This is a genomic window from Pseudomonas sp. H2_D02 (assembly GCF_054677635.1).
On the sequence record NZ_CP162816.1, the window covers coordinates 4,117,811 to 4,131,616 of the forward strand.

12 protein-coding genes are annotated in these 13,806 nt (G+C 61.7%); 6 read left to right on the top strand and 6 right to left on the bottom strand.

All coding sequences use genetic code 11. From position 1 onward, the window contains the following. Nucleotides 1-10: 10 nt before the first annotated feature. The gene (locus AB4N42_RS18870; RefSeq protein ID WP_030138714.1) at nt 11-1,036 is read right to left on the bottom strand and encodes a zinc-dependent alcohol dehydrogenase family protein; all 1,026 of its coding nucleotides are present in this window, start codon (nt 1,034-1,036) and stop codon (nt 11-13) included. 258 nt (nt 1,037-1,294) lie between these two features. Here AB4N42_RS18870 and AB4N42_RS18875 point away from each other — a divergent pair, with 258 nt between their 5' ends. Together AB4N42_RS18875 and AB4N42_RS18880 are read left to right on the top strand one after the other, a co-directional pair. Further along, entirely contained in the window at nt 1,295-2,200 is a 906-nt protein-coding gene (locus tag AB4N42_RS18875) for a LysR family transcriptional regulator (protein ID WP_460115149.1), read from the top strand. 109 nt (nt 2,201-2,309) lie between these two features. Next, complete coding sequence (locus AB4N42_RS18880; protein WP_030138699.1) at nt 2,310-2,945, top strand: YajG family lipoprotein; 636 nt, start codon at nt 2,310-2,312, stop codon at nt 2,943-2,945. Between the two features lie 85 nt (nt 2,946-3,030). On the opposite strand, the gene AB4N42_RS18885 is transcribed toward AB4N42_RS18880, so the two are convergent. From AB4N42_RS18885 to AB4N42_RS18895, 3 genes are all read right to left on the bottom strand, one after another. Then, nucleotides 3,031-3,282, bottom strand: coding sequence for a 2Fe-2S iron-sulfur cluster-binding protein (locus tag AB4N42_RS18885; RefSeq protein ID WP_460115150.1), 252 nt, complete (start codon nt 3,280-3,282; stop codon nt 3,031-3,033). Between the two features lie 150 nt (nt 3,283-3,432). Beyond that, nucleotides 3,433-4,881, bottom strand: coding sequence for an APC family permease (locus tag AB4N42_RS18890; protein WP_460115151.1), 1,449 nt, complete (start codon nt 4,879-4,881; stop codon nt 3,433-3,435). 120 nt (nt 4,882-5,001) lie between these two features. After that, a complete protein-coding gene (locus AB4N42_RS18895) occupies nt 5,002-5,979 on the bottom strand; it encodes a helix-turn-helix domain-containing protein (RefSeq protein ID WP_030138696.1) in 978 nt (325 codons plus the stop codon). 431 nt (nt 5,980-6,410) lie between these two features. Between AB4N42_RS18895 and AB4N42_RS18900 the strand changes: the two genes are divergently transcribed. The 3 genes from AB4N42_RS18900 to AB4N42_RS18910 all read left to right on the top strand — a co-directional run bounded on the left by AB4N42_RS18900 (nt 6,411) and on the right by AB4N42_RS18910 (nt 9,933). Continuing rightward, on the top strand, nt 6,411-7,784 hold the full coding sequence (locus AB4N42_RS18900; RefSeq protein ID WP_030138695.1) for an aspartate aminotransferase family protein: 1,374 nt from the start codon (nt 6,411-6,413) through the stop codon (nt 7,782-7,784). Between the two features lie 32 nt (nt 7,785-7,816). Next, nucleotides 7,817-9,271, top strand: a complete 1,455-nt coding sequence (locus AB4N42_RS18905; RefSeq protein ID WP_460115152.1) for an aldehyde dehydrogenase family protein — start codon at nt 7,817-7,819, stop codon at nt 9,269-9,271. Between the two features lie 98 nt (nt 9,272-9,369). Beyond that, a complete protein-coding gene (locus AB4N42_RS18910) occupies nt 9,370-9,933 on the top strand; it encodes a cytochrome b (protein WP_217861905.1) in 564 nt (187 codons plus the stop codon). A 47-nt stretch (nt 9,934-9,980) separates the two neighbouring features. Here AB4N42_RS18910 and acuI read toward each other — a convergent pair whose 3' ends face one another. Both acuI and AB4N42_RS18920 read right to left on the bottom strand, forming a co-directional pair. Beyond that, the gene (gene acuI, locus AB4N42_RS18915) at nt 9,981-10,967 is read right to left on the bottom strand and encodes an acrylyl-CoA reductase (NADPH) (RefSeq protein ID WP_460115153.1); all 987 of its coding nucleotides are present in this window, start codon (nt 10,965-10,967) and stop codon (nt 9,981-9,983) included. A gap of 62 nt (nt 10,968-11,029) precedes the next feature. Then, a complete protein-coding gene (locus AB4N42_RS18920) occupies nt 11,030-11,842 on the bottom strand; it encodes an oxidoreductase (RefSeq protein WP_460115154.1) in 813 nt (270 codons plus the stop codon). Between the two features lie 307 nt (nt 11,843-12,149). On the opposite strand from AB4N42_RS18920, the gene AB4N42_RS18925 reads away from it, so the two are divergent. Continuing rightward, complete coding sequence (locus AB4N42_RS18925) at nt 12,150-13,769, top strand: inorganic phosphate transporter (RefSeq protein WP_030138690.1); 1,620 nt, start codon at nt 12,150-12,152, stop codon at nt 13,767-13,769. Nucleotides 13,770-13,806: the final 37 nt, after the last annotated feature.

Genomic DNA, 13,806 nt, shown 5'->3' on the forward strand with positions numbered 1-13,806 from the left:
AGGGGACAGATCAGGCGGGATCGACGATCTGAAGGGCAACGCGCTCACGGCAAGGGCATTCACCCATGTAGCGATGAGCCTCGACGAACTCGGAGAACGGGAACACCCGAGTCTTGAGCGGCAACAGCACGCGGTCGGCGGTCAGTTGATTGATGTCGCGCAACGCGCGTTGCAACGCCACCTGGTCCTGGACAATGCCCAGTTCCGGCTTGCCAGTGAAGTTGCCGATGCAGTGCACGAAGAACTGGATGTTCTTCTGGAACGCCGCACAGGCCGGGAATGGCGTCTGGTTGCCGCCTTGCAGGCCATACAGCACCAGACTGCCACGGGGCGCCAACACATCGCCGAGCAGCGACATCTGCGGCCCGCCAAGGCCGTCGAACACAACATCGACGCCACGGCTGTCAGTGAGCTTGTTGATCTGCATCAGCAAGTCCTGCTCTTCGGTGACAATGACCTTTTCAGCGCCCAGCGACAGCAGGTATTCACGCTCGTCGGCCGTCTTGGTGGCTGCGATCACCCGCACACCCAAGGCTTTGCCCAACTGTACGAAGGATGGGCCGGCGCAATGGCTGGCGTCGGTCACCAGGGCAAATTGCCCAGGCTTGACCCTGGCCAGGTCCATGTAGGCGAAATAGGCGATCAGCAGCGGCGTGTAATGCACGGCGGCTTCGATCGGGCTGAGCACGTCGGGATAACGGGTCAGGGCGGTGCGCGGCAATACGATGACTTCGCCATACACCGGGTAATCGTTCGGGCTCTCGGCGGGGAAGCTGGCGACTTTGTCGCCCACGGCCAGATCGTCGACACCCTCGCCGACGGCAGTTACCACGCCGGCCATTTCATGTCCCAGCCCTGATGGCAGGCGGGCCTGGGAAGACGCCAGGTTCTGGCGCCAAAGGGTGTCATACCAGCTGATGCCGATCGCTTCGACACGGACCTGCACTTCTCCTGGCGCAGGAAGAGCCGCCGCATGCTCTTCGCATTTGAGCACCTCGGCACCACCAAACTTGTGAAAACGGATCGTGCGGGACATCGCAAACCTGGTCAAAGTAACCTCTAATGCCATGAACTCTATCCGGGCTTTGTACCCAAGACCATCAGTGGCTATTAATAGTCGACATGCCTGTCATTGATTCCGCAGCAAGAAAACCGAACCAGTCCTGTAAGCCTTATCCTGAAGAAAATGCATTTACCCGATGCAGAGTACCAGCCTTTCCCCGTAAGATTCATGCCGGCCATTGTTCCCATATGGCCGTCCACGTCAAGCTTGCCGAATCTGCCAGGACCCCAGATGAATCGTAATGACCTGCGTCGTGTCGACCTGAACCTGTTGATCGTGTTCGAAACATTGATGCATGAACGCAGCGTGACCCGCGCCGCCGAGAAACTGTTCCTCGGCCAGCCGGCCATCAGTGCCGCGCTGTCGCGCCTGCGCAGCCTGTTCGATGATCCTCTGTTCGTGCGCACCGGGCGCAGCATGGAACCCACGGCTCGGGCGGTCGAGATCTTCGCCCTGCTCTCTCCGGCCCTGGATTCGATTTCAACGGCGGTCAGCCGGGCGGCGGAATTCGACCCGGCCACCAGCACCTCGGTGTTTCGCATCGGTCTGTCGGACGATGCCGAGTTCGCCCTGCTGCCGATGCTGCTCAAGCGGCTGCGGGCCGAAGCGCCAGGCATCGTGCTGGTGGTGCGCCGGGTCAATTACATCCTGATGCCGGGCTTGCTGGCGTCCGGCGAGATCTCCATTGGCGTCAGCTACACCGAAGACCTGCCGGCCAACGCCAAGCGCAAGGTCCTGCGGCGCAGCATGCCCAAAGTGCTGCGGGCCGATACCGCGCCGGGACGGCTGACCCTGGATGAATTCTGCGCCCGCCCCCACGCCCTGGTGTCCTTCGCAGGTGACTTGAGCGGGTTCATCGATGAAGAGCTGGAAAAACTCGACCGCAAGCGCCATGTGGTATTGGCCGTGCCGCAGTTCAACGGATTGAGCACACTGTTATCAGGCACCGACATCATAGCCATCGTGCCCGACTACACCGCCGACGCACTGACCGCCGCGCGGCGGCGTACGTGCCGAAGACCCGCCGATCCCGGTGCGCAGCTTCGAACTGCACATGGCCTGGCGCGGGTCACAGGACAACGATCCGGGCGAACGCTGGTTGCGTTCGCGGATTCAGATGTTTTTTGGCGACCCTGATAGCCTGTAGCGCCGCGCGCTCAACCATCTCGCAAACCGCAAGACTCTTATGCCCTGGCGCCCGAAAACGGCCAGGGCCCAAGGAAGACCCCACCGCAAAGGAGCATTCATGTCGTATTTCAAAACCACCGCCGCCGTTATCGTTCTCGCTTCACTCGCAGGATGCGTGACCAACCGTTCCGAGGTGGATGTAACCGGCCCGGTACCGCAAGTGGCCGCTTCAGGCCAAGGCCAGCAGATTTACATCAATGCATTGGATGAACGGGTATTCGAAATCAAGCCACGCAGCGCTGATATTCCTTCGCTGAAAAACGATGAAGTAAACGACACCAGCGTCACCGAGCGAGCCATCGGTCGCAAACGCAACGGTTTTGGTAAAGGGCTTGGTGATGTGGTGCTTCCTTCCGGGCGGACCGTGTCACAACTGGTAGGGAATGCTGTGGCCACAGCTTATCAGCAGGCTGGCTATCAAATCGTGACCACGCCAACGCCGAGCGCTACACCGGTCAATGTGCACATCATTGAATACTGGTCGTGGTTCTCTCCTGGCGCGTTCACCGTGGCCGTGAACAACAAAGCCCATCTGAAAATCGAAGCGCCGGGCACCGTGCCGCTGGAAGTGACAACCAACACTCGTGACAGCATGCAATTGGCCACAGACAGCGACTGGAAGAAGATTAACGAGCTGGGTCTCCAAGCTATCGTCACTGAGACGGGCAAGCAACTCGGCAAGACCAAGCCCTGAAAAAGAGCTCATCATCAACGGCAGCCACCATCCGGGGGCTGCTGAACGCTCTCAACATGCTGGACCTCAAGCCAAAATCAACTGACTACTCCCGCGGTAACTCAGCCTTGACCTTACCGCGAAACACCCAGAACCCCCACGTGCAGCCACGAACCATCTCACCATCGTGTTCGATCCAACTGACATCGCAGGTCTGGATCAGCCCGAGGGCGCGGTGATAGCAGACGCGAGGCAGGTCGATGCCCTGCTCGGCCAGGAAATCGATCAGCGGCTGGTCTGCTTTACCCCTCAAGGTCCGACCGTTGTACTCGACGCAGCACTGGTTATTGACGCTCATGGAAACTCGCCCCCATTGGCCGACCGACCGCCGTGACAGCGGCCCAACGAAACGTGAGGGCCGAATGCCTGGACGGAAATGTTCAGTTACAGAGTCGATATCCCGGTGCTGAAAATGTTCATTAATTTTGCTTGCGGATCATCGGAGCCGTTACAGCTTGTGGCAACCCAATGCCAGGTACCGCTGCGGCGCCGCCTCCCGCAGGCGAGCCGCCAGGAACACGCCCACCAGTAAGGCAGCCGGGATGATGGCGCAAAGACTGTAGGACAGCGCCTTGCTGGCACCCGTCAGCACATCGAAGTGCACCACGGCGATCACCAGCACCGCCAACAACACCAGGCATGAAAAACCGGGAAAGAGGCCTCCTCGCCAGAGCCCCAACTTGAGCTCCGGATGACGCTGGGAGAAAACCACGACCGCGGCGGAGGTGAGCCCCATCAGCAGGATCACGCACAGCGTCGCCAGGTTGGACAGCCAGGCGAACAGTTGCAGGATCGGATCTGCGTCCATCGCGGCGAAAACCAGCACGACCACGGCGGAGATCAAGCTTTGCAACGCCGAGCCCATGTGGGGGCTCTGGTGGATACGGTGGGTGGTGCCCAACCGGCTCGGCAGCAACCCATCGCGGCCAATGGCGAAGAAGTAACGGGCTGCGGCGTTATGAAAGGCGAGCAATCCGGCATAGATACTGACCATGAACAGCACACGAATGACCTGGGTCAACCCGGGGCCGACGAAGTGGTCGGACATGCCATAGATAAATGTCGTCGGGTCCTGCAAGGCCTGGAGCGTGGCGACAATCTTGTCCGCGCCTACGCCCACCACCATCGACCAGACCGACAGCGCGTAGAAGCCGCCGATCAGCAACACCGAGCAGTAAGTGGCAATCGGAATGGTTCGCTGGGGATTCTTCGCCTCCTCGCCGTAGATGGTGGTGGCTTCGAAACCGATGAACGCCGCGAAGCAGAACAACAAGCCAATGGACGGTGTGCCACTGAACACATGGCTGCGATCGAATGCATCCAGGTTGATGCCGCTGTCGCCCCCGGACTTCAGGATGGCGAAATCCAGGACCAGGATTGCCAGGTATTCAGCAATGACGATGACTGACAGCACCCGGGCAGACAGATCGATCTTGCGGTAGCCGAGGATCGCGACGCTGGCCATGGCCATCAGCGAGTATGCCCACCAGGGCAACAGCAGGCCAAACGCATTTTGCATCGTGCCGCTGACGACACCGCCGAACATACCGTACAAGCCGACCTGGAGGATGTTGTAGGCAAACATCGCCAGCACCCCCGCCGCGCCACCGGCCATTCCGCCCAGCCCCACGGAGGTAAAGGCATAGAAACCGCCCGCGTGGGTGAGATGCCGGGCCAGGGTGGTGTAGCCCACCGAAAACGCCAGTAACACCAACAAGGCCAGGATCAGCAGTGCCGGCGTACCCGCGCCGTTGCCGAGCATGATGCCGATGGGAAAGCCGCCGGCAATGACGCTCAACGGGCTCGCCGCCGAGACCACGAAAAAGATGATGAAGCCGACACCCAGGGCGCCACGCTTGAGCTCGGTGGAGCTGTTGACCGGGAGAGGTACGCTCATGTCTTGTTGACCTTATGGGATGAGGTATTCGCTGCAGGATCGGCGCGGGCCACGGCGGGATCGCATTATCGTGGGTGTCGCACGCCGGATTCGATCCTATGCCTCTCCCTCGATGCCTCACTAACCCAAATCGGCACGCGCGTAATCGGCAATGGCGGCGCGGGCGGTATGGGATGGCAACTCTGCGAACAGGGCCTGGTACTCGGCCGCAAAATGACTCAGGTGAAAGAAGCCCCACTGGGCGGCGACATCTCCGATCGATAGATGGGACGCCCGGGTCGACATCAACGTCCGGCGTACGCCATTGAGCCTGACGGAGCGCAGGTAATTGATCGGCGTCGTCTCGGCGACCGCGCGAAAGCTGTTCTGCACGGTGCGCCGGCTTACCTGGAGACGCTGGCACAACTCATCGACGCTGGGCACGTTGTTCAGCTGCGCGGTCGCCAAGCGATGGCACTTTTCGACGATGTAACTGCGTGTGGAACTTGGCGTGCGCTGCTGTTTGTCGCAAGCGGGGTCGGTCATCAGTTGCAGCAACTCGCCGAGCATGGTCTGTTCCAGCTGCAATTCCCGGTCCTGGGCAACGTCATCTTCTTCGCTCAACAGCGCCTGGGAAAATGCCGCCAGCATTCGACGGCGAGCACCTGCGTAGCGCTGGGTCGACACCCTGATCACCGGTTGCCGCAGCAACTGGCCGATGTCCTTGGCCGATTCGGTTTGCGCCAACGCTTGTTCGAACAGCTCGCGCTCGAACGTAATGGCCAGCAGCTCCATGCCCATCGGCATATGGAACATGAACTCCTCGCCCCCGTGGAGAAAGAACAGGCTGCTGTCGTCCACTTCCCTTCCCTGCATCCGGACCGAACCCGGGACGGTGATGGGCACGGCAAAACACATCTTGCCCCGTGGGGCCACGCCGTGCTGCACGACGCGCTGGTTGATCTGCTCGCGAAAAACATGGCAACGCGCCGTCGTCAACTGGATGAGCGAGCTCTCGGCCGAGCCGGCGGTCAACTGGTTGTAGTCCTGGCTCCATTCCTGGACGGTGGCGGCATGAACATGAATGTCATGGAACCGGCTGATGTTGAGATGCTTCATGGTGACGAACGCCTCGGCCAATGTTCTTGTTGTTTGAGCGCCTTCCTGGCCGATATTCTCACAATAAGAGAATTCAGCAAATCTTGTTTGATCGCTACAGCCTTCTCTGTGAATGCACCAAGACTGCTACCAACAGGTTCCTGTCGCAACCGATCCCTGTGGCGAGGGAGCTTGCTCCAACTGGGCTGCGGAGCAGTCCCAAACGACGCCGCCAACACACGGCATCGCTCACTTTTGCGGCGGCTGCGCCACCGAGCGGGAGCAAGCTCCCTCGCGACAGGGATCAGGCGTCAATGGCGACGCGGCTTGAAAAGTACACCGCTCACTTTAGTGCTCCAACGACGCTGGCAATGTGCCGATTCGGGCTAACGGCTGCGAACAGGCGGCGGGGATGATCGAGACACTGAAAATCGACATCCTGAGAGACCGTCATGAGTGAAGCCAAACTTGAATCCCTACATTTCGCGGACGCCCCGCGGATCATTTCCACCATCCCCGGCCCCAAGACCACCGAGGCCCTGGCATTGTCGGCGCGTACCGAGTCGATGGCGCGCGGCGGCGCACGCATGCCCGTCGCCATGGACCGTGCCTTTGGCGCAACTTTCAAGGACCCGGATGGCAATACCTACATCGATTTGTCCGCTGGCGTGGGCGTCAGCAGCGTAGGCCGCTGCCACCCGAAGGTCGTGCAGGCCATCCGTGAACAGTCCGAAGTGTTGATGCACGCCCTGGAAGTCAACAGCACCCGGCGCACCGAACTGGCCGCCAAGATCGCCGAGATCGCGCCCGACGGACTGCGCGGCGACTGCATCACCTTCTTCACGCAAAGCGGCAGCGATGCCCTGGAAGCCGCGATCAAGTTCGCCAAGCGCATCACCGGACGCCATCAGATCATCGCTTTCCATGGCGGCTACCACGGCGTCTGGAACGCATCGGGCGCGCTGACCACGGGCACGGCCTACCGCAAGGGCTACGGTGCCCAGATGGGTGGCGTCATTCATGCGCCCTACCCTTATGCCTATCGTTTCCCGTTCGACACCACGCACAAAAGCGCCGAGCAGATTGCCGGCGAATACGTGGACTACCTGCTCAACACGCCCTACACCGCCGCCGATGATGTAGCCGCCGTGATCGTGGAACCGGTACAGGGCGAAGGCGGCTACGTGCCTCCCTCACCGGAGTTCCTGCAGTTGTTGCGCCAGGCCTGCGACCGCAGCGGTGCGTTGCTGATCGTCGACGAAGTGCAGTCCGGCGCCGGGCGCACCGGCAAGATGTGGGCGGTCGAGCACTCAGGCGTGAAGCCCGACATGCTCACCTTCGGCAAAGGCATCGGCAGCGACCTGCCCATGGCCGGCCTGATCATGCGCTCGGACCTGGCGGCCGCGATTCCCGATGGATCGGTGCCCAACACCTTTGCCGCCAACTCGCTGTCCGCCGCTGTGGCCCTGACCAACATCAGCATTCTCCAGGATCCAGAACTCGATCTGCTCAACCGTGCTCACACCCTCGGGCTCGAAGCCCAGGAGCGCATCCGTGGCTTCGACAGCCCCCTCATCGGCGAAGTGCGCGGTCGCGGCCTGATGATCGGAATCGAGCTGGTGGAGGACCCAATCACCAAGGCGCCACTGGCGCCGGCGAAGATCGGCCAGATCATGGGCTACTTGCTGAACCACGGCGTGCTGATGATTCCCTGCGGTCGCTACAGCAACGTGATGCGGGTCATGCCCTCGCTGACGATCCCTCGTTCGCTGTTCTTCAAGGCCTTGGACATTTTTGGCGATGCCCTGGCCTCCTTGAAGGCTTGAGTGTCCATCTCACCTCATTACGGATCGCAAAAATGACCCAGCATTTCAATCACTTCATCGAAGGCACGACCTTCGAAGCTTCGGACGGTCGTCGCATCGCGCTCGTCGATCCGGTGACAGAACAGACTTACGGCAGCACCGCCCGCGGCACCGCCGAGGATGTGGACCGCGCCGTGAGCGCGGCACGCCAGCAACTTGAGCATGGCGCCTGGCGCCAACTCGACGGAGCCCAGCGCGGTCGGCTGCTGTCGAAACTGGCGGACCTGGTCGAGCGCGACACCGAATTGCTGGCCGACCTGGACGCCAACGCCATCGGCCGTTCACCGGTCGAACCACGCCGGCTGGACATCCCCAACGCGATCGCCAACCTGCGTGCCGCCGCCGGCTGGGCGAATCAGCTCGAAGGGCGCACCATTCCCACTGGTGGCTATTTCGGCACCAAGACCCTGTCCTACACGGTGCGGGAACCGGTGGGTGTGGTCGGTGCCATCGTTCCCTGGAACTCACCACTGATGATCACCGTCTGGAAGCTCGCCGCGTTGTTGGCGGCGGGCTGCACGGTGGTCGTCAAGCCGTCGGAAGAAACGCCACAATCAGCCCTGCACCTGGCGGCGCTGGCTCAGCAAGCGGGCTTCCCCGACGGTGTCATCAACGTCGTCACCGGCTACGGCGACGAGGTCGGCCGCGCCCTGTGCGAGCACCCGCACGTGGCCAAGATCAGCTTCACCGGCAGCCCCGAGGCCGGGCGCGAGATCCAGCGCACCGCCGGTGTGTTGTTCAAGCGCGTGGCATTGGAGCTGGGCGGCAAGAGTCCGCAGATTGTCTTCGACGATGCCTCCTTCGACGACGCGCTCTTCGGTTGCTCCCTCGGCCTGTTCGCCAATCAGGGACAAATCTGCGCGGCCGGCTCGCGCATCCTGGTCCAGCGCGGCATCGCCGAACGCTTCGCCGCCGCGCTCGCCGACGCCGCGCGCGCAGTCAAGGTCGGCGACCCACGCCAGCCTGGCGTCCAGATGGGCCCGGTGGCCAAGAAGGCGCAATTCGACCGCGTCAACCGCTACATCCAACTGGGCATCGAACAAGGCGCCTCGCTATTGGCGGGCGGCGTATCGAATGCTGGCCAGGGCTGGTTCGTCCAGCCGACGATTTTCGCCAATGCCCGCAATGACATGGCGATCGCCCGGGACGAGATCTTCGGCCCCGTAGGCACGGTGATCACGTTCGACAGCGAAGAAGAGGCCATCGCGCTGGCCAACGACTCCACTTACGGCCTGGCGGCCACGATCTGGACGGCCGACCTGGTGCGAGCCCATCGCGTGGCCGCCGCGGTGAAGGCCGGTGCCGTCGGCGTCAATTGCTGGAGCCCACTGGACGCCAACCTGCCTTGGGGCGGCGTCAAGTCCAGCGGCATCGGGCGTGAAGGTGGGTTCAGCGGCGCACAGGCCTACACCGAAGAGAAGGTCATCACCGTGTTGCTGCCCGGCTGAGAACAAAACCCGCACTGACCGAACGGCCCTGCAATGCGAGCTGGCAGGGACCGTTCGAGGTGCATTTCGATGCGTTGATGATCCTTGGAGAGACTGCGATGAGTCCGGCAAATCAAACAATAATTGATCGGTATCCGACGTCCCTGCGTATTTTGCACTGGGTGCGCGCCTTGCTCGTCGCAGGCCTCCTCTGGGCCGGCTGGCACATGACCGGGCTGAATGACGAAGTGGCAAGCAAATATGAGCTGTACTACCCGTGGCACAAATCCTTTGGGGTGTTGGTGTTCCTGGTGGTCCTGATCCAGATCGCCCTGCGCATAAGCACGCCCAGGCTGCCGCAACCGCCGGAGACATTGGCGCGGTATGAGAGAGTTTCATCAAGGCTGGCGCACCGCACCCTGTATGCCCTGCTGGTGATCGTGCCGTTGATGGGCTATTCGATGTCGAGCACCTACACGATGAGCGATGGGGTGTTCTTTTTTGGCGTGAACCTTCCGGAGCTTCTTGGCAAGAATGACGATTGGTTCGTGGTCTTCCAGTGGCTGCACAAGGTACTCGCCTATACCCTGCTCGGCCTGGTCCTGGTGCACATCGCCGGCGCCCTCAAGCACCGGTTCTTCGACCGTGACCCTCGCAGCGACGTCTTACGCCGCATGCTGTGACGACCAGGGGCCTTGGCACCGTCATGGAATGCCTCCTTATCGAGTGTTCATGCGTTCACGTCGACGACCGTGCGCCCGCGAACCTGCCCTTGCAACACCCGGGCAGCCACTGCCGGAACCTCGGCCAAGCCAATCACCTGGGTGGTGCGGGCAAGCTTGTTGACATCAAGATCCCGGGCCAGTCGCGACCAGGCCTGCAAGCGCGCAGCTTGCGGAGCGTTTACCGAGTCGATACCCGCCAGGGTCACGTTGCGCAGGATAAACGGCAGCACCGAGCCGGGCAGGTCCGCGCCCTGGGCCAGGCCGAAGGCAGCGACAACCCCGCGGTACTGGGTCTGGGCCAAGGCATTGGCCAAGGTATGGCTGCCGACCGAGTCGATGACACCCGCCCAACGCTCCTTCGCAATCGGCGCGCCGGGCTCTGACAAGGTGCGGCGATCGATGATTTCGGCCGCACCTAAGTCGCGCAGGTAATCGGCCTCTTCCTGCCGTCCGGTCGAGGCGATCACCCGATAACCCAGGCCGGACAACAACGCGATCGCCACCGAGCCGGCGCCGCCATTGGCACCGGTCACCAGGATATCGCCACGCTCGGGTGTCAGGCCGCCGTGTTCCAGCGCCAGGACGCTGAGCATCGCCGTGTAGCCGGCGGTGCCGATGGCCATGGCTTGTTGGGTTGAAAACGCCTCCGGGATTTTCACCAGCCAGTCGCCACTCACCCGCGCCTTCTGGGCAAAGCCACCGTGGTGGGTCTGGCTCAGCCCCCAGCCATTGACCAGCACCCGATCACCAGTTTGGAAACCGGCGTGGCTCGACGTTTCGACGATGTCGGCGAAGTCGATGCCCGGAATCAACGGGAACTGGCGGATGACCGGCGAACGCCCGCTGAGGGCCATGGCGTCCTTGTAATTCACCGTCGAGTACTCGATCGCCACGGTAACGTCGCCGGCCATCAGGTCCTCATCCTTGAAATCGACCAGGCGGGTGGAAATCACATCGTCGGCTTTAGTGGTGAGCAGCGCCTTGAAAGTCATTGTCATGTTTCCTGTTCGATTGAAGGATTGGGACTACGGGCAAGCGGCTGGACGGGGCAGACTCACGCAAGCTGCATGGCTTTGCGGATACCCGTATCCAGAACGCCAGCCGGGGCGAAGCGACGCATCCATTGCAACTGCGCCGCCGCCTTGCCAGCGGTATAGCGCAGCTTGGGACGCTCGGCCCGCGCCGCCTTGAGCACCACGTGAGCCACCACATCTGCGCTTTCGGCGGTCGCCATCGCCTGGTTGACGACTTTGGTGACCTTTACGCGAATATCTTCGTACAGGTCCAGCTTGGCGTCAGCCTCCAGGCTGTTGCTTTCGAACGAGGTCCGGGTATAGCCGGGTTCGATCACAGTGACCCGGATGCCATGGGTGCGCAGTTCGTGGTCCAGGGCTTGAGAATAGCCATCTACCGCATGTTTGCTCGCGACGTAGAGCGCCACATAAGGCACGGCCACGACGCCGAGGATCGAACCGATGTTGATGATGCGACCGCTGCCCTGGCGCCGCATGTGGGGCACAACAGCGCGAGTCATCCGGACAACGCCCATGAAATTGGTATCGAAAACCGCCTTGGCCTGCTCGATGGAGCTCTCTTCCGCCGCCGCAGGCGCGAGCCCGAAACCGGCATTGTTGACCAGCAGATCGATACGGCCCTCCAACTGCAACAACTCCTGCACAGCGTGCTCGACAGAGGCATCCTCGGTCACGTCCAGCGCCAGCATGGCAAACGGCCGTTGATCCGACTGGACGCCTCTGCGGCTGGTGCCATAGACCTTGTAGCCCGCCGCAACGAGCTTGACGGCGATGGCCTCTCCGATACCGGACGAAGCGCCTGTTACCAATGCTACGGGTTTGTGGATTGTCATGAAGTTTTCCTCGGGCAGCAGGGTCGGGGCCGGCATCGAAGCGTGTCGGGCAAATCTATGATGATGAGCATAATCATAAACGTCAACAGTTTTGATTTTGATCGACATCTAATTGATCACGCCATGCTTTGTTCGCCAGAACCGTAGTCTGTCCGACAGGCTTCACCGGAACCGTTACTGAACTTGCTGCGATCATCAGCAAAAAAACGTTTCACCGATGAAACAATCCCGGAATTACCACCATCACCGCTTTGTAACAAAGTGCGACTAGGATCGGGAATGCCTCCTATTTCGCGAGTTTCCCACCATGACAACGCCTACCCTGGCTTCCAACCTGTCGGGCTCGGTCGCCTCCCCTTCGAGACCGCAGCTGGATCGCAAACCGAGCATGATGACCCTGGCGATTTTTTTCGCGGTGCTGGGCATCGGCCTTTTGTTCACTGCCTACAGCTTGATGCACGACATGAACGAGCTCGGCACCGTGGTGACCACGTGGACACCGTTCCTGCTGCTGGGTGTCGCGCTGCTGATCGCGCTGGGCTTTGAGTTCGTCAACGGTTTCCACGACACCGCCAACGCCGTGGCCACGGTTATCTATACCAACTCCATGGCCCCCAATTTCGCGGTGGCCTGGTCGGGTTTCTTCAATTTCCTTGGGGTGTTGCTGTCCAGTGGCGCGGTGGCTTTCGGCATCATCGCCTTGCTGCCGGTGGAGCTGATCCTGCAGGTCGGTTCCTCCGCCGGTTTCGCCATGATCTTCGCGTTGCTGATCGCCGCGATCCTCTGGAACCTCGGCACCTGGTGGCTGGGCCTGCCGGCCTCGTCTTCCCACACGCTGATTGGTTCGATCATCGGCGTCGGCGTCGCCAATGCGCTGATGCACGGTCGCGATGGCACCAGCGGCGTGGACTGGGCCCAGGCGACCAAGATCGGCTACGCGCTGCTTTTGTCACCGCTGGTAGGCTTCGGCTGCGCCGCGTTGCTGTTGCTGGCGCTGCGGGCTTTCGTCAAGAATCGCGCGCTGTACAAGGCACCTGAAGGCAACACACCGCCACCTTGGTGGATTCGCGGCCTGCTGATCCTGACGTGCACCGGTGTTTCGTTCGCCCACGGTTCCAACGACGGCCAGAAAGGCATGGGCCTGATCATGCTGATCCTGGTGGGCACCCTGCCGATGGCGTATGCACTCAACCGCACGATGCCTGCCGACCAGGCACTTCAATTCGCCGCGGTGGCTGAAGTCACGCAACAAGCCCTGGTCAAGCACTCGCCCTCGCCGGCGCCGGCCGACCCGCGCCCTATCCTGTCTGCCTACGTCAGCAGCAAGCAGGCCACGCCACAACTGGTGCCGGCCCTTGCCGCGATGACCGGCAGCATCGGTGCCGAGGTCAAAGGCTACGGCTCGCTGGCGAAGGTGCCCGTCGAAGCCGTGGGCAACGTGCGCAACGACATGTACCTGACCAGCGAAACCATTCGCCTGATGGACAAGAACAAGGTCGGCGACTTTGATGCCGACACCCGGGACAAGCTGCAACTGTTCAAGCAGCAGATCGACAATTCGACGCGGTTCATTCCGCTATGGGTGAAGATCGCCGTGGCCATCGCCCTTGGCCTGGGCACCATGGTCGGCTGGAAACGCATCGTGGTGACGGTGGGAGAGAAAATCGGCAAGTCGCACCTCACCTACGCCCAAGGCGCCTCGGCTGAAACGGTCGCGATGCTGACCATTGGCGCTGCCGACGTGTTCGGCCTGCCGGTGTCCACCACCCATGTGCTGTCCTCGGGCGTGGCCGGCACGATGGTCGCCAACGGCGGTGGCCTGCAGATGCGCACGATCCGCAACCTGCTGATGGCCTGGGTGCTCACGCTGCCAGCCGCCATCCTGTTGTCCGGCAGCCTTTACTGGTTGTTCACCCAACTGTTCTGATCCGAATCCCGAAGGGAATGTTCGGGGCCCGGGTGTG